A 21,626-nucleotide genomic window follows, 5' to 3' on the forward strand; every position below is an offset into this window, starting at 1 on the left:
GATCGCCCCGGGTGTAAGTCACACCCGAGGCACCACGATACGCGGGGGACCTCGGGGAGCGCCGAGCGGAACATGCCCCTCGTTTGCCCGGGGAAGGCTCCCGAGGGATGCGATCCGGCCAACTCGCCTGATTTACTTACGGAGGGTTTGCCGAAGTGCCTTGGCTTGAGCCTCCGCCTTTCCAGCCTCGGCCTCGTCGCCCGCCTTTCGAAGGGCGGCGGCATAATCGTCGAGTGCGGTCGCCAGTCCTTCGGGATCACTCTTGAGGCTCTCGTAGATGCCGACGGCCCGCTTGCAGCAATTGACCGCCTCGGCCTTGTGGTCCTGCATCAGGCAGGTACGCCCCAATTTCGAGGAGCAAACGGCAACGTGGGGATGGTTATCACCCAGGTCGACCGCGTAGAGATCGAGCGCTTTCTTGAGCAGTGGCTCGGCCTCGGCGGGCTTCTTCTGATTGGTGTAGAGCCAGCCGAGTGCTTCGAGAGAGGACGCGACGTCGGGATGATCCGGGCCCAGGGCCTTCTCGCGGAGCGCGAGCGCACGCTTCAAGATCGGCTCGGCTGCCGCATACTTCTCCTGGTCGGTGTAGAGCGTGCCGAGGTTGTGCAGGGTCGCGGCGAGATCGATCGATTCGGCTCCGTTCAACTTCTCGCGGATCGCCAGGGCCTTCTTGTACTCGGCCTCGGCCTTCTCGCCATCGCCCAGGACGTGGTCGACCGTCGCCAGGTTATCGAGGGTCGCTGCGACGCTGGGATGCTCCGGTCCCAGGGTCGACTCTGCCGCCTCCAGGCATCGTGCGTAGATCGGACGAGCCTGAGCGGGGAGCCCGGCCAGGTCGTAGATGCTCGCGAGAGTATTGAGGCTCTCGATCATTTCGGCCGGCTTGCCGACCGCGGCCTTCTCCCGGATGGCGAGGGCCGACTTGGCCAGGGGCAATGCCTCGGCCGCACGACCCTCGGAGCTGAGCACCCAGGCGAGGTGGTCGAGCGTCGTCGCGAGTCGTGGATCATTCTCGCCGAATGCCCTGGCTTCCTTCTCGGCCAACTTGAGACGGCGTTCGGCTTCGTCGAGTTGCCCTTCTTGATACGCTTTCCAACCGGCATCTAGCTCGACCTTCCAGTCGGCTGCCGATGCTACGGTCGACGCGAGGGCGAACGCCGCCAGTATAGTCAATCCTCTACGGCTTCCTGACATGAGCATCATCTCAGTCTCCTTCCCCGGCTCGCCGTCCGGAGTGATCTTGGTGGGAATTGGGAGCCTCAAACATGGAAGGGACATCAACGAGGGCTGAGCCAGGGCTTGTGGAGCCGGCCTCTCCGACCCGTCGACCAATCGCGTGTGCCGGGCCCGACGGACGAGCCACGTGCGGCCGTAGTTCTCGGGGCGGGTGCCGACCGCGCGACGGTCGTGGTTCCGGGGTTGGCGTAGTAGCCGACGCCCTGGAAGCCGGATGCGTAGGTGAATCGTGGGCTCGCCGCTTGTGCCAACGCGGGCGACGGGGCTGCTGGCATGGCTGAGGCTCGCCCCAGGAGGATGAAGCCCGCGAATCCGCCGAGCAGGAGCATTCCCGCCCTCAGACCCGTCTTCAGAGCTGGACGCGACATAAATCGTAACTCCCTCAAGGATCGATCGCCTCAGAACGATCGAGGCGGGCTGGATCCCAGCACGCCCGACTCGACCAGGTGGAACTTCAACGGAATGCAACTCGACCAGTATGGATGATGAACACAAACGGCCGACATTTTAGGGCCGGTCCGGCCGCCGGGATCTCGCCGACAAAGCGCGAGCCGTGCGTTTGAGCGTCGAAACGGTGAACCTTCGACGGGATCGCTCCATTCGGGCGGATGAGAAGTCCGGGCATTGTTGTCGGAACCCACCCGAACCCCGGACCCGATCGGCGCTGGTCGACTAGACCGCCGCCAGATTCGCGCGCCATCGGAAGCACGGATGTGTTGCCTTGAATCATGATTGGGGGAATTGTCGAGACTCGAAGTTCACCGGGGAGCGGATCGGTTGAGTGAGTGTCCCGGCACCGACGCGAAGTTGGTTGACTCGACAATCAGGGCAGTTTTAGAGGTGACGCACGGGATCTCGAGTCAATTCAAAGTGGGCAAGACGAGCAAACACCCCCTCTGAGTATTGACTCTTCAGATCGGCATTGCAAGAAGCGACAGGGCTGGAAGTTCAGTTCTTCAGTCGGTCGCAAATCGGCAAGAGATCAGCGGTCCCGGGTTCCCTCGGATGGGTGACCGGAACGGCCAGATCCGACGTAATCGGGGACTTCGGGGTCGAGCATCGACTGCTCTGAGGATGTCCTCGCAGGTCGATCGGTGGGCTCGATTCCAGCCAGCGGACGATCTCGGAAATCGAAATCCTCGACCAACGATCCGCAGCGATCCAACAGAACCGAAGTGATCGAGTTTACGGCGTCCGGAGTCTGACGCGTCGTGTTACACTTTTACCGCCATCTCAAGTCGGCATAGCTCTTTTCGAGCGGCACGACCTCGGGATCGAATCAGATCGCCTCGGATGGAACAGGCCCCTCGTCGTGGAACGGGGCGACTCTCAGACCCTAATCATTGGAGCACTTCTCATGATCTCGAAGTGTCGGTGGATCGGATCGGCCGCGATTTGCTTGCTTCTCGCCTCCGGCTCGGCCGAGGCCCAGTTTTATGGCGGAGGATTCTGGGGAGAGGGGTTCGGCGGCGTCGGGACCCCGCAGGGGGATATGGCCCGCGGCGCGGGGATGTACGCGATGGGCATGGGTCAGTATAACCTCGATACGGCCAAGGCCAATTCGATCGACGCCGACACGATGATGCGGTGGAACCAGTACATCTACAACTCTCGACTGGAAGGTGCCCGGCTTAATCGCGAGAGGATGGCCCGCCAGGAACAGAATAGGAGGGAGAACTCGGAAGCCATCCGGCTCCGGCTCCGAAATTCGCCGAATCAGGTCGATATCAGCTCGGGGAACGCCCTGAACGTGACCCTCGACGAGTTGAGCAACCCGCGAATTTTCCAGAAGGCCGTCTACCAGGGCTCGAAGTTGAAGCTGGGCGGCGAGTTGATCCGAAATATTCCGTTTTCGTATGCTGCGGCCGCGATATCGATCAGTTTCCATCAGCTCACGCAGGGTCGGCCGCCGGCCTGCCTCAGGCGTGACGAGTTCACCCCCGACATCGAAAAGCTCAAGGAGATCGTCGCCGAACTCCGCCGGGAGGGGGAGGAATCCGGCACGACCAAGCCCGAGACGATCCTGAAGGCGAAGGACCAGATCGTGGTGATCCGCACCAAGGTCGAGGCGACCTTCCCGAGAAGCTCGCAAGACTTCCGCGACGCCTCGCGATATCTCAAGGCGCTCTACGGCCTGGCGACGATGCTCGAGACCCCTGCCGTGGATCTCCTCCTCGCAGGGGTCGAGAATCGGCCCGAGGCCACGCTCGGGGATCTGCTCGCCTTCATGGCCGCGTATAACCTTCGGTTTGGCGCGTCGCAGAACCCTCAGCAGCGTCAGGCCTTTCTCACGCTTCAGCCGATGTTGACCAAGATTCGAGACGAGCTCATTCCCGACCCGGCCTCCGCTCTCCCATCACCCGTAACCGGCCTGGAAGATGCCCCGGGCGCGGTCTTCGATGATCTCGGATACAACCATGCCGAGAGCAAATCCCCCGCGAAGCCTCAATAACGGGCCGGATTCGATTCGCCGAGCCCTCCTCGTACCAGGTCATGGACCTTGGCGAATTGCATCGTAACGGCTCGCTCGTGGGCGGGATTTTCGTCCGACTTGACGAGGTCGGGATAGTCTCCTATCCCGACCTCTCGGACTCACTATCTCCGGCGACGCCAGATTTTCCCGGATTTCTCCGGGTCAACAAAACTTCCGCCACACTCCCGGTGAATGTCGCAGCCTTACGATGAAGTCGGACGAATCGCGAGGCCGAGAGGAAACGGTTACGCGGAATTCGCGACCCTCGATGCTCGAACGGCAGAATCCTCGACAGAATTCACGAAAACATCATACAACCAACATTTTCTCCGCTGCGGATCCGCAATCACCGGCTTGAAATCGGTTCCTTTGAATCCCAGTCAAGCATCCGATCCGTTGCAACCGAATCTATAATCGAATCCCCAAGGATGGGCGATTCCCGCATTATCGATTCAGTTCGACATGGAGTCCCTAAGATGCTCGACTGTTGCCGGCAAGCCATTCGGCGATTAGGAATCTTGGGGAGGAACGGTCGACTATCGGGGTGCATCCTCTCCCTGGTGATCAGTTCAGGGGCAGTTGCCCAGGATTTTCCGGCTCTGCCGCCGGAGAATAACGAAGCGTCAAACCCGATAACCGTCAACGACACCGCGGGTGTTCAGACGGCCGGTAGCCCGGCCGGCCTGGAACCGGAATCGCTCCCTCGCGAACTCGCGGAGGATATTTATCAGGGGGCCAATACTCCCAAACTCGGCCCGACCGCCGTATCGGACGTCCGGTTCCTGATGGATCGCCTGGGATTGGAAAATCTGCTGGGTGAGAGTCGGATCCGATCATTCGGCTGGGTTGAGGGGGGTTACAGCGGGGCCTCGAGCGCCTCCGGCCTGCTGTCGGTCGAGCCCCGTCAAAACCGCTTCGGTAATGAATTCCTGCTCAACCAGATCGGCCTGGTCCTTCAGAAGCCGCTCAGGCAAGATCAGCTCGATTTTGGATTCAACATCCGCTATTTCGCCGGTGCCGACGCGGCGCTGGGACAGCCCAAAGGGGGCATCGGCTTCCCCGTCGGCAATTCGCACTTCGGCCAGGACTTCCGAGATCTTTACGTCTCGGCGCACTTGCCGATCCTGACCGAGGGGGGTGTGGATGTTAAAGCCGGTCGCATGAATTCGATTATTGGCTACAACGGATTCCTGGCTCCCTACCGACCGTTCTATTCCAGCGATTACCAGTTCTTCTATTCGCAAGACGGTGCCTTCACCGGCGTCCTGACCAATCTGCACGTCAACAAGCGGCTGGACATGTGGAATGGAATGACCTTCGGCGCCAATACGTTCTTCACCAAGCGCAGTACGAATTCGATCTGTTACATCGGTCAAATCAACTACTGGCTGACGGACGAGCAGAAGACCCGATTGACGGCCTCGGTCTACTGCGGACCGAACGCCATCTTTGCCGCGCCAGGATTGGCCGGCACGTTCGACACCACCCTGGAATTCCGGCTCCAGCACAACTGGAGCGAGCGATTCACCCAGATCATCCAGTCGAATATGGGGTGGGACGCCAATACACCGGTCGGAGTCGGTTCCTGGTACGGCCTGTACACGATCGGGCTCTTCCATCTGACGAGCAAGCTCGACATCAACGCGCGAGGGGAGTGGTTCCAGGACGCCCTGGGGACCCGGACCGGGATCAATACCGATTACTCGGAGGTGACCCTGGGTTTGAACTGGCATCCGGTCAAGTGCCTCGAGTTTCGTCCCGAGATCCGGGGAGACTTCGCGGGCCAACCCGCCTTCGGCAGCGCCGGCAATCCTACGGATCGGAGCCAGTTGACCGGGGGGATCAGCGTCTTGCTCAAGTTCTGACCCCTCCCCGGTCCGCTTCAAAGGGGTTCTGGTCAGGTGGTCGAGATCGCGGCTTCCCGGTCGGGCTCGGCTGGAAGTTGGCGGTCCAGGGGCATGGAGAACCAGTGATTCGGGGCCAGTTCGCCCGAGTCAAGGAGCCAGGATCTCGCCTCGGGGCCGCCGGTCCAGGTGCCGGCCACTTTCAACGCGACCCTCACCAGTTCCGTGGTCAGTCTCGTCGGGTGGCCGCACCATCGGATGCACGTCTCTCCCGTATCGAGTTGGAAGATAGAACGACGGAGCGATGGATCGGCCTCCGGGAGTGCGTTGGGCATCGGACCGGCGATGAACAGGCTGGCCGACGCGAGCGCCCCGCCCAGGTACCAGTCGATATCTTCCGTAGTCCACGGGCCATCCCATCGGAATCGGTCCCGGTAGATGAGACGCCCATCGCGTCGGGCCTCGAAGTCCTGGACGATCCGTTCGAATTGGAATCGCTCGGAGAGCTCGCCGCGATCGTAACGCCCGGGCCACCAGAGATCGCCCCAGATCAGATTGGCCCGAGGTGCCAGTTCGACTCGTCCTCGTTGATAGTAACGGCTGCCCTGGAACGGGATCGTCGGACCGGGCAGGACGACCAGGCACGCATCGTCCTCGACGGAGACGGACCATTGCTGGGTCGAATAACCCAGCAGCGCGGGGTGGACACGCGTGGCCGATTGTCCGGTCACGACCGCCCGGGTGCCTTGCCTGGCCACCACCTCGATCAGGTGGCCATCGCCATCCATCAAGCCGGCGGTGAGGTTGATCAGATAGAGCAAGGACGCCGGCTCGGAGTGCAGGGCGAATGGGGGCATCAGACGCACCGGGACCTGCTGATAGCAGGCCCCCAGGCGGGTCTCATCTCCCGAACGGATCAGTTCGATTCGCGCCCCACCGACGCGGGCTGCCGGGTGTGACTTCGAGTCGAGCCCGCGAAAATCGCCCGGCGTCAGGAGTTCGTCACGGGTGATCCTAGCTGTTCGCGGACCCAACGGATGACCTCCTGGACTCCTTCCTGCTGGCGAATGCTGACCATCAGGAATGGCCGTTCGCCGCGCATCTTGAGGCTGTCTCGACGCATCACTTCCAGGTCGGCTCCGACGTGTGGCGCCAGATCCGTCTTGTTGATCACCAACAGGTCGCTGTTGCAAATGCCCGGCCCCCCCTTGCGGGGGATCTTGTCCCCTTCCGCCACGTCGATGACAAAGATGAAACGATCGGCCAGCTCTCTCGAAAAGACGGCGGTGAGATTGTCGCCCCCGGATTCGACCAGGATCAGTTCGAGGCCGGGAAGCTGACGTTGGAAGTTGGCGACGGCGCTGAGGTTGGCGCTGGCGTCGTCGCGGATGGCCGTGTGAGGGCAGCCCCCGGTCTGGACGCCGATGATGCGCTCCACCGGCAAGGCCCCGCTCCGGGAGAGGAATTCGGCATCTTCGTGGGTGTAGATGTCGTTGGTGATGACCGCCAGATTCACCTCCGGCCAGAGGGCACGGCAGAGCATCTCGACCAGAGCCGTCTTGCCCGAGCCGACCGGGCCGGCGACGCCGATCGTGTAGACCTTTCGGGTGGGACCGGCGTAACGCGCCGGGCCTGGTCGTCCCATGTGATCGTGGCCGGGATCATTGTGGTAGACGACTCCCCAGCTCGGGCGACGTCGAGGTCTCGGCGGATCGAGACGGTCCTCAAGAGCGGAACATCCGGGCGTATAGTCGAGTTTGCTCATCGCAGAGAATCTCGTATGAGGGGCAACCGGCTCCGGCCGTCTCGGGTTCGCGATCGACCAGATCCGCGGCCAGGTTGCGAATGTCATCCTGGAGATAGGCCAGCACCTGCTGGCCATGAGTATGGCCCACGGGGATCGCGCGAACACCCGCGCCGATCATTCCTAGGGCCGACTGATGAAGATAGGCGGTCAGCACGTCCTCGATCCCGGCGCCCGCGATCGCCCCCAGCAGTCCGAAAGCGACCGGATGATGCCAGCCCCCCGACGCCTCGCCTTGATTGGCAAGCCAGGGGGAGAGCCCCCCGGCCGACCACCCCCAGGTCGCCCCGAGTGCCACGAGCTGCTCGCCCATCTCCCGGCTCGCGTTGCGGATCGAAGGGGGCATGATGGACGTATTGGCCAGGAGATTCAGGGCCAGGACCTCGGCGGTTTGCCCGGCGCGAGCCGCTCGGCAGCTTGATGCGACGAGCACCCCTTCGAGAGGCCCGAGTGAGGTCCGAAGCCATCGGCCGGTCCATCGCTCCAGCGACTCGGCGTCGTGAACCAGGCCCCGGGCCATGGCTCCTTCCAGTCCCCAGGAATGAGTGTAGCCACTGATCGGGAGCGCGGAGTCGGCGATCTGGAGCAAATGAAGGTTCATCGTGCCTCGAGACCCGCAGCCGGTCGAACCTCAAAGAGGTGCTCGACCGGTTTGGGGCCAATCGACGTTAGAAAAGGAAGTAGCGCTGGGCCATGGGCAATACTTCGAGCGGTTCGCTCCCGACCTTCTCGCCGTCGACCCAGACCTGATACGTATCGGCGTCGACCCGGATCTCCGGTGTAGCCTCGTTCCGTCGCATGTCCTTCTTGCCGATCTCTCGGCAGTTCTGGACGGCGACAAGTTGACGCTCCAGGCCATATCGCTCGCCGATTCCGGCGTCCAGCGACGCCTTCGAGACGAAGGACAGGCACGACTGGGAGAGGGCCCGTCCAAATGCGGCGAACTGGGGTCGAGGGTAGACCGGCTGAGGCGTGGCGATGCTGGCGTTCGGGTCGCCCATCTGGGCCGAGACCAGGAGCCCCCCCTTGAGGACCAGCTCGGGCTTCACCCCGAAATACTCCGGCTTGTAGAGGACGAGGTCGGCCAGCTTGCCCCCCTCGATGCTCCCGATGTGCTCGGCCAGGCCGTGCGTGATCGCGGGATTGATCGTGTACTTGGCGACGTAGCGCTTGACCCGCTCGTTGTCGTTCCGCGAGCTGTCCCCGGCCAGCGGACCGAGCTGGACCTTCATCTTGTGGGCGGTCTGCCAGCAACGGACGATCGCCTCGCCGATCCGGCCCATCGCCTGGGAGTCCGAGCTCATCATGCTGATGATGCCCCGGTCGTGGAAGATGTCCTCGGCGCCGATCGTCTCGGCCCGAATCCGGCTCTCGGCGAACGCCACGTCCTCGGGGATGCTCCTCGAGAGGTGGTGGCAGACCATCAGCATGTCGAGGTGTTCGTCGATCGTGTTGACCGTGAACGGACGGGTCGGATTCGTGCTGGATGGCAGGACGTTGGGCAAGGCGGCGATGCTGATGATGTCCGGGGCGTGTCCGCCGCCCGCGCCTTCCGTGTGGAAGCTGTGGATCGCCCGCCCTTTGAAAGCGGCGATCGAGTCGGCGAGGAATCCGGACTCGTTCAGCGTGTCGGTGTGGATCGCGATCTGGATATCGAACTCATCGGCCACCGTGAGGCTCGTGTCGATGACCGCGGGCGTGGTCCCCCAGTCCTCGTGGAGCTTCAATCCGCAGGCACCGGCCCTGATCTGGTCTTCCAGCGGCTTGGCAACGCTCCCGTTCCCCTTGCCGAGGATCCCGACGTTGATCGGAAGCCCCTCGAAGGCCTGCAGCATCCGCATGATGTTCCAGGGGCCGGGGGTGCAGGTGGTCGCCCAGGTCCCGGTCGCCGATCCCGTCCCGCCGCCGATCAGGGTCGTGATGCCCGAGGCGATGGCGGTTTCGATCTGCTGCGGGCAGATGAAGTGGATGTGAGTATCGACCCCACCGGCGGTGCAGATCCGCCCCTCTCCCGCGATGATCTCCGTGCCCGGCCCGATGACCAAGCGAGGGTCGACCCCCGCCTGGGTCATGGGATTACCCGACTTGCCCACGGCCACGATCCGCCCCTGGCGGATGCCGATGTCTCCCTTGACGATCCCCCAGTGGTCGATGATCACGGCGTTGGTGATCACCAGGTCGCAATGGGGCGGGCTCATCGGCTCCTCGATCGAGCATTGGTCCTGCCCGTCGCGGATCGACTTGCCGCCGCCGAAGATCGACTCTTCGCCGTAGTCGGTATAGTCGTGCTCGATCTCGATGATCAGCTCGCTATCGGCCAGTCGGATGCGATCGCCGACGGTAGGGCCGTACTTCTTCGCGTAGGATTGTCGTGAAAGTCGCACGCTCATCGGTCGAGTCCCCTTGCCTTTTCGCTACGGGATGGGTCGCGATGCGACACGTCACTGGGATGGTTTGTGTCCGAAGCCACCTTCAAAGCAACGCTTCAGGCTGGACTGCCGAGTGTAGGGATCGTCGAGCCGGCCCATGACCAGCGCATTGAATCCGTAGACGACGCGTCGTCCGCCATAGGGGATCAGGTTGACCTCCTTGACCTCACCCGGTTCGAACCGGGCCGAATTCCCGCTCGGCAGGTCGAGGCGCATCCCGTACGACTTCTCGCGGTCGAAGACCAGTGCCCGGTTCGTCTCGAAGAAATGATAGTGGGAGCCGACCTGAACCGGCCGATCCCCCGTGTTGTTGACGGTGAGCGTCACGACGGGGCGGCCTTCGTTGAGTTCAAGGTCTGGTCCGTCGAAAATGTACTCGCCCGGAATCATGATCAGCCTCCCAGAGAATCAGCGGACGTGAGGGATCCTGGCCCCTGCTCAGCGTATCGGGTCGTGAACGGTGATGAGCTTGGAACCATCCGGAAAGGTCGGCTCCACCTGGATCATGGAGATCATCTCCGGGACACCCTCCATCACGTCGTCTCGACCCAGGATCTCCCGCCCGGCGCTCATGATCTCGGCCACGGACTTCCCGTCACGGGCCATCTCCATCAACTCGGCCGTGATCAGCGACATCGCCTCGGGCACATTCAACTTCAACCCGCGCTCTTTTCGAGCCCGGGAGACCTGGGCCGCCACGAAGATCAACAGCTTGTCTCGTTCTTGCGGGGAAAGATGCATCGGCAAGACTCCAGGAGATGATCCGGATCTCGAGCGTGTCGGATCCGATCAGATGGACGCGTCGGGCTTGATCAAATCAAGGTGTGGGCGGTGCGGAAGGCCCAAAATATCGACCTTCGAGCCAGGCCAGCCCCAGGACAAGCCAGGTCGCCAATACGAAAGGCGCCGTCAAGGCGGGCAGTCCGAGCATCGGGACGAACTCGGTGAGCGGGACCGAGATCAGGATCCCGAGCAGCGGAGGGATGAACGACCGCTTCCCGAGAAAGAGGGCAATCGCCGCGAGCGTCGCATTGTATCCGTAGAGCCCCAGCGCGATCGTCTCGGGCAAGGACCGCTCGACCAGGCTCTCGGGGTCGAGCACTCGCGCCGCCGCCGTGGCATGGAAGCTCGCCACGAGCGCCCCCACGAACGACCCGACCAGCACCCACGAAGCGTGTCGCCAGTCACTGATGGCGATCCCGATCAGGAAGAGCAAAGCCGTCAGGACGCTGGCCTGAAACATCACCTGGCTGACCCCGTGGGCAACCGCCTGGGCGAAGCCCACTCCCACCATAGGACCGCCGGGCTCGACGCGTGCCGCTCCGATCGCAGTCCCGAGGAAAAACAGGAGCCACGTCGTGACGATGAAGGGCGTCGTGTAGGTGGGAAATGGGACGTGCCTACGCATCAGCCGGGTCAGGAACGTCGCCAGGACGCAACCCCCGACCAGCAGGGCAAGGCTCAACGGACCGGGCTTGAAGAAGAAGAACGCGGCGATACCCACCAATGCCGAGTTGAAGCCATAAATACCGGCCGATATTTCGGCCGCGTCGAATTTCAGGACCCTGGCCGTCACCGTACCGATGACCGAACCAACGACAAGCCCGGCCGCCATGAGCGGGGAACTCAGCACGATCCCCAGGACGAAGAGAAATCCGGTTAGCGCATTCTCCGCGAAAAAAATCTGACCGATTCCGCGAAGTTCGGCACGGACTGGCTCCGGGACGTAACTGTCCGTCAATCCAGACATGAGGTTCCCTTCAAGATGTAGGATCCGATGTCTGACGAGAGATGCGAAGCAATTTGATGTGCTGCATTTCGATCTGTTTCAAGACAATATATTAACCGATCAAGTGAAGTCAACGACGCGTCCCGACGACCGAGAAAAAACATAGGCTCAAGTAGATAGAATGAAGAGAAGTTCATCATCCGCAGGGATCGTGGATCTAGCTCAGGCAAGGGCACGCGCGAAAACACCCTAACTCATGCCCCGATCGGTCAAGGAGTGCGTCTCGACCGACCAGGGCTGGAGACTTGAAGGGTTCATGCCCGTTCGCGAACGATTCATCCGGCCGGGTCGAAACCTGATCCGAGATGGCGGCCCAGCGGTCCTCGTTCAGCAGAAGACGTCGACCTTGCCGGTTCGCAATTCGTAGGTCGCGCCGACCACCTTCAGCTCGCCCGATTGGACGAGCTTCGCCAGGATCGGATCGAGGCCCTTGAGCGTCTTGACGCCCTGTTCCACATTCGCTCGGGTGACGTTGGTGAGCTTATCCCCGGGCATTCCGGCCACGGAGCGTACGGCCGGGCGGATCGGGTTGATCAGGTCCCCGATCGACCCCGGCAAGGCGTCGTTGGAATCGATGTGCGCGATGGCCGCCTTGACCGCGCCACACTGGCTATGGCCCAGTACGATGATGAGGCGAGCCCCGAGTTCGGCGACCGCGAATTCGATACTCCCCTTCACCAGCGCTCCCGCTCCGCTGACGATATTACCGGCCGCTCGGATCACGAACAGGTCGCCGACACCCTGGTCGAACGCCAGTTCGGGGGAGACTCGCGAGTCGGCACAACCCACGATGACGGCCATGGGGGCCTGTCCCTCAGCCAGTGCCGTGAAGTCCTTCGGGGACCGACCGGGATGGGTGAGCTTGCCGTTGACGAATCTTTCATTACCTTCGAGCAGGAGGGCGAGCACGGAATCGGGGTCGCGGGCCGGTACTTGCGGGTTGACAGCCAGCGCAACCTGGGGGATCGCCAGGCTGGCGGCCATGCCGGTCATTCGCACGAAATCTCGTCTTGATGGTCGGTTCGGAGCTTGCATCGGCAAATCCTCTCTCGATTATGGGCGACTTATCGACGGATATCACGGCTCGGTGTAGCGGTCGTATGATCTTCGCACGGTTCCGCACGATGCTTCGACGATAGAACGCTCTCGAAGGCAGGGCATTCGGGAGTACACGTCGCCGAGCTTCGCGCCTACGATCCTGGCGTTGAAATTACCCGTGCTGGATCGAAGACTCGCGGTCCCGACCCTGCGGCGGACCTCACCAGAAGCCGACCCCTCCCAATGACGACGCAATTCCTGCGGACCGAGATCGACAACATCAACAAATGTTGGCGGTGCGAGCAATCGCCGGTCTCAAGTCAGGGCGGTGCTCGGAACGATCGGAGCGAGCCGCCTACCTGGCCCATTGCCGGAAGCAGGACGCCCACCACCCGAATGTCAATCACCGAAGGGACCGGAGCCAGGGCGCCTCGTTAAAGTCGTCGAGGCGAACGATGGCCCCTCCGGTTCAATAATCGATTTTGTATGTAATTCCCCGATTTGAGATCCCCGTCCGGTCGTGTCCCGGACCGGCAAGGTGGGCGGGCGCATGGCGAGACCGCGTCGGGGAGTGAATGATGCGCGAAACAATCGAGAAAATCGGCTGTCTCGAGGCCATTCGACTTCTCTCGGATACATCGGGGACGCATCTGCCGCTCGCTCGCAAGTCAAAAGATACGCGTCCCGAGCGCCCGCGAGAAGTGTGCACTCTCAAATTTTATTCGATTAGGAATGACACTCGGCATCCGGGGGTCGTGATGCCTATGACGGGGTGGTCACGACCCAACGCTCGGCCGAATCGCCTCGGCGACCTCATCGGCCCGGCCGAGGGGCGGATGTCCGCCGATCCCTCGTTCGATCAGAAATAGAGCTGGAACCGCAGCCAGAACAGGTCGGCCGTCGTCTGGAACCCGCCGGGGCGATACTGGACCGGGCTCCCGAAGTCTCCATGCAACCAGAACATGTACATTTTTACGTATTCGTTCCAGTACCAATTCACGCCCAGTTCGGTCGTGATCGCCTGGTTCGACCAGAGATTCGGGTCGGCGAATCCAGAGTCGAAGATTTCTCGGCCCAGGCTGAGTTTGCTGACCCGTCCGGCGAGTTCCCAGGCTCCCAACCCTCGCCGATCGAGCTTGCTCGTCGGGACCAATGGCCTCAAGGGAACGACCCTCGACCGACGCTCGACCTCCTCCCCGGTCAGGAAATATCCCCCGGAGACGTAGAATCCCGAGAAGGGGACCTGGGCCGATCTCGGATGGGCCGGGGACGCGTAGTTGCCGTAGCCGTATTGCCATTCGCCGATCAGGGAAAGGCTCTTGTAAAAATAGGCCGAGTGGACCGACCCGAGCAGGCGCTGCCCACGCTCGATCACCCCGCGATCGAGGATCAGGAAGGGCACGGTCCCGGGTCCAGGGTTGTCCGCGTTCGGCGATCCGCCGGCGATCCGGAAAGACACGGGTACGGGCGACTGATCTTGATGGCCGACCGAGAACGAGGTGCCCAGATTCAGGAATCTCAGGAGGCGGTACGTTTCCGATTCCTGGAATGGTCGCACATTGAGATAACCGACGAAATCCACGCCGTTGGACAGACTTTCGAAGGAATTCCGCGAACCGTTGAAGATCCCCGCGGCGTAATCCAGGCGTTTGTCGAAGAGGTAGCCCCAGGCCATGAGCCCGAACTGACGGTTCAGCCCGACGTTGGTGGTGTAGATCGACCGTTCCGGAGTCGGCAGCCAGTAATTTGAGATCGCATACTGATCATAATTGAACGGGGTGAAGAATCGGCCGAAGCGGAGTTCGAATCGATCGTCGAAATGCAGATTGATATAGGCATTCAAGACATTGATAGTACCGAATCCACGATTAATCGCGAGTTCATACTCGATTGGCTTGGTGATATTTCCATTGAAGAAGATGCGTTGACGAGGCAGGAAAATGCCGCTATTGGCCGGCACCTGATCGCTCTGACCCCAAACTCGCCCCTCGATTTGCGATTCGTAGTGGATCTGGAGCCGGAACTTCTCGTCCTCCGTCATGAATTGGAACCCGGGACCGAATCTCCCCGACAGGGGCAGACCACCTCGACCGGCCGACTTGGTGACGGGGAATCCCGGAGCGGGCGTATTGGGGAAGAATTGGCCCTCCGTGTAGTCCGGGACCGGCGTGCTCGCGGCATTCTCGGCATTCGCGGCCGGGACGTCCGCGCCCGGGGCCGCCTCGATGGCCTCGGGGATCGCCATACCATCCACTAGACTGCTCGAGCGCTTCGGAAGGTTCTCGACCCGGTCGAGGACTTCCTGCAAGCGGGCTTCCTGCTCCTTCCTGGTCCTCGCCAATTCCTCGGCGAGCATCCGGTTCGTCGCCTCCATGGCCTCGAGTCGCTTGGCAAGCTGCTCGATCGTGATCCTCGGGGAGAGAGGCGAAGGCGTCGAGTCACCCGATCCTGGCGATGAAGTCGGCGGGGCGGGAGGCTGGGGAAGGTCTTGCGAGTGGGAGATTGCTCCCTGTGCCAGGAATGCGATCCACACAAGACAACTCGGGCTCATCGAGCTTTGCAGGCGACTGCGATATCGCATTCGTGCTCCGCCCCTACCGACCTGATAAGAACCATCCTCGAAAAGTACAATCGCTCGAGAAGGTATGCCCGGTCCGCCGGATCAATTCGAGCAACAAGCCCACCCTACAACGTCAGCCCTGAACCAGACCCCAGCAATGTTGGACACTCGTCGATCCGGGAGACTCGAGCCATGCCAGCCAGATCGCTCAGGTCGGCACTTCGCCGGGGCAAAATATCCGACATCGAAGCATGCGACAATTGCAAAGTCAGGCGAGGTGTATGATTTCGATGGCTCGGCGAACGGCTAGCGACTCGCGACGAGGCGCGATCGAGCTTGTTCGAGTCCCGCCGAGGACTGCTTCAACCGGATCCGACGACATTCGTCGCTGGATTACTAGTCAATCGCCGAGTCCGAGAGAGCCGGATAGACCCTTAACCCGCCGCCCACCATCGGTGGGAAGTCCACGTTGATCGTGAGATCGTCTCCCGGACTCGCATCGGCCACCGGAGGCCGTCGACCGTTAGTGAGCCATTAGGCGATCAGACGATCTTATTCCGCCCGGCTCTCGGAAGTACCGAGGCGACCAAGCGATAAATCGAGACCAACGAGGGTCACGACGGCTTGATTACTGGGCTCGTGAGAACGAGGCGAAAGGCGTGAGTTGTCGATTTTGTCACGGGCCAAACTTCGAATCCGGTTGACGACCGGTTTCGAGGATTGTTCGGGCCGCTCCGTCCCCGTCGGGACAGGTACGCAAAATCTCACGATCGGCGGGACTTACGGAAGTACACCCGAGAGGATTCGAACCTCTAACCTTCGGTTCCGTAGACCGATGCTCTATCCAATTGAGCTACGGGTGCTCGTTTGCTGACCGAGGAAGGACGATCTTACGGGATTGCCCGGCCGCTGGGGAAGCCCATTTATCAAAAATACCACTCGAACACCCCGAGTCGCGTTGATTCCGCCCAACCGTGGCGTGGATTCGCGGCGAATCGTGCTCGGCATTCGACTCGGCGACAAACAAAGCCTAGGGTTGCAGCGAGCGACGTGATCCGCCTGATCTCCGAAGGGCGACCGTGGCTTCTGCCGAGTTCCACGGGGGTGCTACTCATCATGACTTACCAAGAACGACTCTTCCGGAATCGACGACCGTCCCACGGACGCTTCCGGCCGAGCCTCGACCAGATGGAAGCCCGACTGGCCCTCTCTGCCGGGAATCCGATCCTCCCCGATGGTCTCGGATCGACTTCATTTTTCTCCTCGGACCAATCCGGTTCGCCGATTGCCCTGGTCGACCCGGCACCGAATTCGGTCGTCGAGCAATCTCCAAGCGTGATTTCGGTCACCTTCGCTCATTCGCTCAACGATTTCTCCATCGGTGTGGCCGATTTCCGGCTCGTCCGCGTGGCCGACGATGGGACCTTGACGCCGATCATGGGACCCCAGGGCTCGTTGACCGAGGAGCTCGATTTCCAGGACCCCACGGGGTCGAGGATCCTCCTGACCCCCGGCGCGCCGCTCTCGAACGGGCGCTATCAGCTCCTCCTGAGCGCGGACAACTTTCTCCTGACGAGCGACAATCAGCCCATCACCACCGGCGGGGTCGACCTAGCGATCTCCAGCTTCACCATAGGTCGCCGACCGATCGAGGTGATCGACCTCGGCCAGGCGGGACCGATCGTGAGGTCGACCGATGGCATCCTCGACCTGGCGACGAACCCGGGCGCCGTCGGCCTCTACCGGCTGAGCATCCCGGCGGGCCATCATTGGCGGCTCGGCCTCTCGGTGACCACCCCGGACGGGCGCGCTCCCTCGCTCACGGTCCTCTCCCTCTTCGACGCGCAAGGGAATCTGATCGACTCGGCCTCCGGGGGTCACGCCGGCTCGGTCGGGGACCCGTACCTGTTCGACGGGGTGTCCCCCGGAACTTATCTGGTGGGAATCTCCGGGCCGGGCAACATCCCGGGCACTCCGACCGGCTATGACCCCGCCAGCGGGCTGGTCGGGACTTCGGAAACTGGCGCGATCGGTGGGCCATTCCGCCTCTCCTTCGTGGCCGACTCGGCCGATCTGCCGACCAGCGTCACCGGGGTGAGGGTCGATCGGGGCGATGCCCACTCGACCGTCCCAACCGGCCTGACGATCCAGTTCTCCGGGACCATTCAGGTCAAGGATCTCCTCTCGGGCGTCTCTCCCGCCACGCTGGTGGACTCCTCGGGAGTCTCCTGGGACATGACGCCGATCGCCTACGACGAGACCAACGCTCGGCTTTCGTTCCTGTTTAATCAGCCTCTCCCGCTGGGTCGATACACGCTGAAGGTCGCCGATGGGGGATCGCTCGTCGACCTCGCGGGGTTGGTTCCCCGGGCCCCTGGCTTCCCCGCCGGGGTCCTCGGAAACATCGAGATCGTGCCGGGTTCGACCCGGAGCGAGAACCTCGGGGCGCTCCTGCCGGGCGTGGCATCGGCGGGATTGAGCACGACCGTCCAGGTCGCGGCCGGCGGATCGATCATCCGGCACTTCCAGGTGTTCCAGCCGGGGATCTACACGATCTCCATGGCCGGAGGTCCGACCCGCCTGACCGCGGCCCTCACGAATCAGGACGGCACGAGCATCGAGCTCTCCCCGAACCCGGACGGATCGGCCGAGGTCGACGGATACCTGCTCGCCGGTTCCTACACGCTGGAATTGACCAACCCCAGCGACTCGGGATTCCAGGGGACCCTCACGGTCTCTCAGAAGTCCTCATCGAACGAGTCGCTGCTGCTGGGCGGGATCGCCCAGGGGCCGGCCCTGAACCTCCGGCTGATCGCGCCGACGGCGAGCCTGGGGCCGGTCATCACGGAGCCCGTCGATACGGCCCCGGAGTCGGGCGTGCTGGCGCCCCCCATCGGCAGCCCGTCGATCCCTCCGGCGAACTCGCCGGGTTCCCCGAACGTCACCACCTATCAGGTTTCCTCCGGGGTTCACACGAGAACCAATACCGAGAACTATTCCGCACTGGTCGGCCGCCCCTTGCTGGTGGCCCAGCGAATCAGCGTGGTCGGCCCATCCGGGGTGTCGGGCTCGGTGGCACTGGCCTCCAATTCGGACTCCCTGCCGGGCGGTCTCGTGGTGGTCCCGAAGAAGCCACACAATAAACTAAGTGCTCCCGGCCAAGGTTATCCGCAGCTGGCAGGCCCCCGCGAAATCCCGACGGAGACCGGGAACTCGACACCGGAAATCGACTATGGGCTGATCTCTCGCGATGCATCCCCCGGCACTGATCAGCAGGTTCTGGATGCGGCCGTAGCGTGGATCGACCGGATCGCAGCCCTGGGGTTCGAAAGGCTGGAGTTCCTGTCCGGACGCACGACCTCGCCGGTCGCCTTGACGCTCGACGAGACGACCGAGATCCCGTCGTTCATCGATGGCGAAGATCCGGACTCCAGGATGGAATCCCCCCAGATCGAGATCGCCTCGATCGCCCCGGCCGTCGGCTTCGGCGTGCTGGGGATGATCGCCTATCGATCCTGGCGCGGGGCTCGAATGCGATCCCGGCAGACCCGGCCGGTCGAGGTGAAGACCTCCGACCACCCGCTCTTCAGCGGCCTCCACAAGCCGAGGGCCGGAAAGCGCCGCTCAACCTCTCGATCGGGCTACTGACTCAGGATCGTGATTCACGAGCCGGGAGTACCACCCCCACGGGTGGGGAACCCCTCGGGGAGCGGTCCTGAGGATCAGGCGGTCCGGTACTTATCGCCCGCACCGGTCAGGAGCCAATGCGGGTCGGCATTGGTCACTTCCAGGAACCGAAGGATGGCCTGAGCAGGAATGGTGAAGCCATCCTCATAGTTCATCCACGTCCGGTAAGGGACGCCGATTTTCTGGGCCAATAGGGGACCACCAAGCTCGCCAAAGAGCTCCTCGCGTACGACCCGAATGCGATGAGCCAGATCAAGCTTGATCGTTTGCCAGTCCGAATGCCTGGGAAACGTTTCCATGAATTCGGTCCGTCTCGTCGGGGCGAGGGCGGTCGTGCCGTATCAAAGTGCGATCCACCGCCCGATGCCAGAGCAAGTTTAAGCACCTTCTATCAACATTAGGTTAAGCCTATCGAATGATCGGTCCGAAGTCTATCGACGTTGTTTCCGATCAAAGATCATGAAGATCCCCCACAGCACGATTCCTCCCCGGTCCCGGTCCTCGGGCTCACCGGACCCGGCTATTCGCTCATCCACAAATCCACCCACGGATCGAATCTCCCGATCTTCGACTCGGGCGAGATTGAGTGGATCGGACGGGCGACCGATTGGGATGCCGGCGCGGTCCCGACAGCAAATCCGAAATTTTCCAAAAAAGAATGTCGCGGCGATTTTCTTTCTACGGTCCTTACACACGACGGGGGGCGTCGGATGCATCTCGGTGCGACTCACTTCCTCCTCAATCCCGATGATCCTCCTACCTCAAAGACCATTGATCGAGGTTGCCGTGCTCGCCACCCAGGATGCAATCGAAGTGCTTGCGGATCGGATCGAGCGGGCTTACCGACGTCGATATCCGAACTGGAACTCGATCGGCCTGACGCCCGGGGTCTGGGAATCGGCAGCGACTCGGCTCCTGGAAGCCTCGGATTTCAAGCCCACGATCCCGATCGACCCGGAACTCTTCGTGGCCGTACAATCGGTCGACCACTCGCGGCCGGATCCCTGGTCCGAGCTCACCCAGGAGCGGTCCCTCGGACGCTACCTCCGCGCCCTGGAGCGAATCGTCGGGCAGCTTCGCCAGGAGTTGATCCGGGAGGTCCGCCGTGCCGAAAGCCGCCTCCTCCGCGGTATGACGCTGGATGAACTCGTCGAGTCGGGAGCGAAGGGAATTTCTCCGCTAGCCCTCTATATCTTGACCCATCGGGCCGGGCGGCATGACCTTTCGGTGAGGCTCGCCAATGAGGCCGTGGAGCAACATCGCTCCTGCCCGCTCTACCTACAGGCCTCGCGATCCCTGCTGCCGAATCATGCATACCCGCAGGATTTCAGCAGCCTCCCAGCGTCTGGCGTGTCCGGAAATCTTGCCTTCAGCGTCAACTAAAAACTCGGCAAGGTGACGGATAAGGCCGGACCGTTCGCGTCCAGGCCGCCCGATGCCTCAACCTACCTGAACCCATTTTCACTCAAGTCCTCATCGTTAGGATTAAGGATCTTTCCATGCGCCGACGTCGTTTCAGCCCCAGCTTCGACTCGCTGAGCCTGCGGATCACCCCTTCGACCACCACGCTAGCCGCCAGCGTCTCCTCCGGCTCGCAGTCGACCGAGATCCCTTTCTATACCTGCACGATGCCCGGCGAGCGGACGACTCTCACCAGCTGGGATCTTGATGGCTCTTCCGGCCCGATCGACCTGGATCAGCCCCCCGCGGATCCGTCGGTCTGGAGCTGAACTCGACGATCGCGGCTCCGGGACCGCGAGATCCTTTATAACCTACCCCCTTCATGAAGTCTTGCCCGGAGCCGGGCGCGATCGAAAATGCCTCATCCTCCCGAATCGAGAGGGCTGGAGCGCCCGAGACGCCCAGGGCAGATCGGAATGTATCGGTGAAGATGGACCGGCCGAAAGCGGCTCGATCGGGCGACGGCGACAAGGGAGTGTCTCGATAAAATGACTTGATGTCGCTTTTTTTCCCCTCGCCGTCCACTCGACCCTAAAATCTTGCTTGATTTTGGCGTCCAAGCCCTTCGATGGGAAGTCGACGCTGTTACGAATCACTCCACCACGCTAGAATCGTGGCATCTGGTGGAGGATCTCGGCGCGGCCCGAACCATCCCGTTTTACCTCCTGAAGACGGACCGCGCGAATCCACCTCCCATTGACAACCTGGGAGGCGTCTTGATGGTTGCGTCGTCGCCGTCCGCCGGCACATCAAATGACTTGATCGAACGAGCACGTCAGGGCGATCAGCATGCCTGGCAAGCCTTATTCGAAGATTGTTATCCCAAGGTCGTCCGGGTCATCAGCCGGCGCATGAGTCGGCCGATGCGAAAGTTCGCCGATTCGACCGACATCGCGAACGAGGTGATGAAGAGCCTCGCCGCGAAGTTTAACCACTTCGATTTCTCGTCGGTCGCCGGGCTCCGAGCCTTCCTGATCCACGCGGCCGAGCAGAAAGTGGTCGACGGACATCGATGGGGGCACGCCCAGAAGCGTGACTTCTCGCGCGATCGACCGCTCGAAGGGGGCGCGTACGCCAACGGTTGGGAGCTTGCCGACGACTCGCCCACGGCGAGCCAGGTGGCCGTCGCCACGGAGGAGGAGGAGAACCTCCTGGAGGCCCAGAGCGGCGAGCGGCGGAGGATCCTGGAACTGAAGCGCGATGGATTGACCAATTCCGAGGTGGCCCGAGAAACGGGCTGGAAACTCCGGAGAGTGGAGCGATTCCTGGAAAAGCTCCGCGGATCCTGTCGAATTTAACCGGAGG

General features: G+C 62.2%; 18 protein-coding genes and 1 tRNA gene. 6 read left to right on the top strand and 13 right to left on the bottom strand.

The genetic code is table 11. From position 1 onward, the window contains the following. Positions 1–132 precede the first annotated feature (132 nt). Together P12x_RS25750 and P12x_RS25755 are read right to left on the bottom strand one after the other, a co-directional pair. Positions 133–1,203, bottom strand: coding sequence for a tetratricopeptide repeat protein (locus P12x_RS25750; protein WP_435007888.1), 1,071 nt, complete (start codon positions 1,201–1,203; stop codon positions 133–135). Positions 1,204–1,277: 74 nt separating this feature from the next. Beyond that, positions 1,278–1,604, bottom strand: coding sequence for a hypothetical protein (locus tag P12x_RS25755; protein WP_435007889.1), 327 nt, complete (start codon positions 1,602–1,604; stop codon positions 1,278–1,280). A gap of 989 nt (positions 1,605–2,593) precedes the next feature. Between P12x_RS25755 and P12x_RS25760 the strand changes: the two genes are divergently transcribed. Both P12x_RS25760 and P12x_RS25765 read left to right on the top strand, forming a co-directional pair. Continuing rightward, entirely contained in the window at positions 2,594–3,688 is a 1,095-nt protein-coding gene (locus tag P12x_RS25760; protein WP_435007890.1) for a hypothetical protein, read from the top strand. Positions 3,689–4,269: 581 nt separating this feature from the next. Beyond that, entirely contained in the window at positions 4,270–5,574 is a 1,305-nt protein-coding gene (locus tag P12x_RS25765; protein ID WP_435007891.1) for an outer membrane beta-barrel protein, read from the top strand. Between the two features lie 32 nt (positions 5,575–5,606). Here P12x_RS25765 and P12x_RS25770 read toward each other — a convergent pair whose 3' ends face one another. The 10 genes from P12x_RS25770 to P12x_RS25815 form a co-directional block, all read right to left on the bottom strand. Beyond that, positions 5,607–6,587: an urease accessory protein UreD gene (locus P12x_RS25770; protein ID WP_435007893.1), complete on the bottom strand. Its 981-nt coding sequence runs from the start codon at positions 6,585–6,587 to the stop codon at positions 5,607–5,609. After that, entirely contained in the window at positions 6,545–7,198 is a 654-nt protein-coding gene (gene ureG, locus P12x_RS25775; RefSeq protein WP_435011727.1) for an urease accessory protein UreG, read from the bottom strand. The genes P12x_RS25770 and ureG overlap by 43 nt, the downstream gene beginning before the upstream one ends. Positions 7,199–7,277: 79 nt before the next feature. Then, positions 7,278–7,958, bottom strand: a complete 681-nt coding sequence (locus P12x_RS25780; RefSeq protein WP_435007894.1) for an urease accessory protein UreF — start codon at positions 7,956–7,958, stop codon at positions 7,278–7,280. A gap of 67 nt (positions 7,959–8,025) precedes the next feature. After that, positions 8,026–9,747, bottom strand: a complete 1,722-nt coding sequence (gene ureC / locus P12x_RS25785) for an urease subunit alpha (RefSeq protein ID WP_435007895.1) — start codon at positions 9,745–9,747, stop codon at positions 8,026–8,028. A gap of 51 nt (positions 9,748–9,798) precedes the next feature. Then, positions 9,799–10,176, bottom strand: coding sequence for an urease subunit beta (locus tag P12x_RS25790; RefSeq protein ID WP_435007896.1), 378 nt, complete (start codon positions 10,174–10,176; stop codon positions 9,799–9,801). 48 nt (positions 10,177–10,224) lie between these two features. Then, positions 10,225–10,527, bottom strand: coding sequence for an urease subunit gamma (locus P12x_RS25795; protein WP_435007897.1), 303 nt, complete (start codon positions 10,525–10,527; stop codon positions 10,225–10,227). A gap of 76 nt (positions 10,528–10,603) precedes the next feature. Next, entirely contained in the window at positions 10,604–11,536 is a 933-nt protein-coding gene (locus P12x_RS25800; protein WP_435007898.1) for an urea transporter, read from the bottom strand. 366 nt (positions 11,537–11,902) lie between these two features. After that, on the bottom strand, positions 11,903–12,568 hold the full coding sequence (locus P12x_RS25805; protein WP_435007899.1) for a carbonic anhydrase: 666 nt from the start codon (positions 12,566–12,568) through the stop codon (positions 11,903–11,905). Between the two features lie 904 nt (positions 12,569–13,472). Next, positions 13,473–14,969 carry an OprO/OprP family phosphate-selective porin gene (locus P12x_RS25810; RefSeq protein WP_435007900.1) on the bottom strand — a complete coding sequence of 499 codons (1,497 nt, stop codon included), beginning with the start codon at positions 14,967–14,969 and terminating at the stop codon, positions 13,473–13,475. Positions 14,970–15,962: 993 nt separating this feature from the next. Beyond that, positions 15,963–16,036 (bottom strand) — tRNA-Arg (locus tag P12x_RS25815). 253 nt (positions 16,037–16,289) lie between these two features. On the opposite strand from P12x_RS25815, the gene P12x_RS25820 reads away from it, so the two are divergent. Further along, positions 16,290–18,821 carry a hypothetical protein gene (locus P12x_RS25820; protein WP_435007901.1) on the top strand — a complete coding sequence of 844 codons (2,532 nt, stop codon included), beginning with the start codon at positions 16,290–16,292 and terminating at the stop codon, positions 18,819–18,821. Between the two features lie 74 nt (positions 18,822–18,895). Here the strand turns inward: P12x_RS25820 and P12x_RS25825 are convergent, their stop codons facing one another. Further along, positions 18,896–19,159, bottom strand: a complete 264-nt coding sequence (locus P12x_RS25825; protein ID WP_435007902.1) for a hypothetical protein — start codon at positions 19,157–19,159, stop codon at positions 18,896–18,898. Positions 19,160–19,646: 487 nt separating this feature from the next. On the opposite strand from P12x_RS25825, the gene P12x_RS25830 reads away from it, so the two are divergent. The 3 genes from P12x_RS25830 to P12x_RS25840 all read left to right on the top strand — a co-directional run bounded on the left by P12x_RS25830 (position 19,647) and on the right by P12x_RS25840 (position 21,619). Further along, positions 19,647–20,243, top strand: coding sequence for a hypothetical protein (locus P12x_RS25830; protein ID WP_435007903.1), 597 nt, complete (start codon positions 19,647–19,649; stop codon positions 20,241–20,243). Between the two features lie 116 nt (positions 20,244–20,359). Next, the gene (locus tag P12x_RS25835) at positions 20,360–20,590 is read left to right on the top strand and encodes a hypothetical protein (RefSeq protein ID WP_435007904.1); all 231 of its coding nucleotides are present in this window, start codon (positions 20,360–20,362) and stop codon (positions 20,588–20,590) included. Positions 20,591–21,040: 450 nt separating this feature from the next. Then, complete coding sequence (locus tag P12x_RS25840; RefSeq protein WP_435007905.1) at positions 21,041–21,619, top strand: RNA polymerase sigma factor; 579 nt, start codon at positions 21,041–21,043, stop codon at positions 21,617–21,619. Positions 21,620–21,626 lie beyond the last annotated feature (7 nt).

Origin of the sequence: Tundrisphaera lichenicola, assembly GCF_051175385.1 — a bacterium.
GTDB classification, from domain to species: domain Bacteria; phylum Planctomycetota; class Planctomycetia; order Isosphaerales; family Isosphaeraceae; genus Tundrisphaera; species Tundrisphaera lichenicola.

Excerpts from the sequence above, each read along its gene's own strand:
- P12x_RS25750 (WP_435007888.1), bottom strand. The coding sequence starts at position 1,203 with ATGATGCTCATGTCAGGAAGCCGTAGAGGATTGACTATACTGGCGGCG.
- P12x_RS25755 (WP_435007889.1), bottom strand. The coding sequence starts at position 1,604 with ATGTCGCGTCCAGCTCTGAAGACGGGTCTGAGGGCGGGAATGCTCCTG.
- P12x_RS25760 (WP_435007890.1), top strand. The coding sequence starts at position 2,594 with ATGATCTCGAAGTGTCGGTGGATCGGATCGGCCGCGATTTGCTTGCTT.
- ureG (WP_435011727.1), bottom strand. The coding sequence starts at position 7,198 with ATGGGACGACCAGGCCCGGCGCGTTACGCCGGTCCCACCCGAAAGGTC.
- P12x_RS25780 (WP_435007894.1), bottom strand. The coding sequence starts at position 7,958 with ATGAACCTTCATTTGCTCCAGATCGCCGACTCCGCGCTCCCGATCAGT.
- ureC (WP_435007895.1), bottom strand. The coding sequence starts at position 9,747 with ATGAGCGTGCGACTTTCACGACAATCCTACGCGAAGAAGTACGGCCCT.
- P12x_RS25790 (WP_435007896.1), bottom strand. The coding sequence starts at position 10,176 with ATGATTCCGGGCGAGTACATTTTCGACGGACCAGACCTTGAACTCAAC.
- P12x_RS25795 (WP_435007897.1), bottom strand. The coding sequence starts at position 10,527 with ATGCATCTTTCCCCGCAAGAACGAGACAAGCTGTTGATCTTCGTGGCG.
- P12x_RS25800 (WP_435007898.1), bottom strand. The coding sequence starts at position 11,536 with ATGTCTGGATTGACGGACAGTTACGTCCCGGAGCCAGTCCGTGCCGAA.
- P12x_RS25805 (WP_435007899.1), bottom strand. The coding sequence starts at position 12,568 with ATGACCGGCATGGCCGCCAGCCTGGCGATCCCCCAGGTTGCGCTGGCT.
- P12x_RS25810 (WP_435007900.1), bottom strand. The coding sequence starts at position 14,969 with ATGCTCGCCGAGGAATTGGCGAGGACCAGGAAGGAGCAGGAAGCCCGC.
- P12x_RS25820 (WP_435007901.1), top strand. The coding sequence starts at position 16,290 with ATGACTTACCAAGAACGACTCTTCCGGAATCGACGACCGTCCCACGGA.
- P12x_RS25825 (WP_435007902.1), bottom strand. The coding sequence starts at position 19,159 with ATGGAAACGTTTCCCAGGCATTCGGACTGGCAAACGATCAAGCTTGAT.
- P12x_RS25835 (WP_435007904.1), top strand. The coding sequence starts at position 20,360 with ATGCGCCGACGTCGTTTCAGCCCCAGCTTCGACTCGCTGAGCCTGCGG.
- P12x_RS25840 (WP_435007905.1), top strand. The coding sequence starts at position 21,041 with ATGGTTGCGTCGTCGCCGTCCGCCGGCACATCAAATGACTTGATCGAA.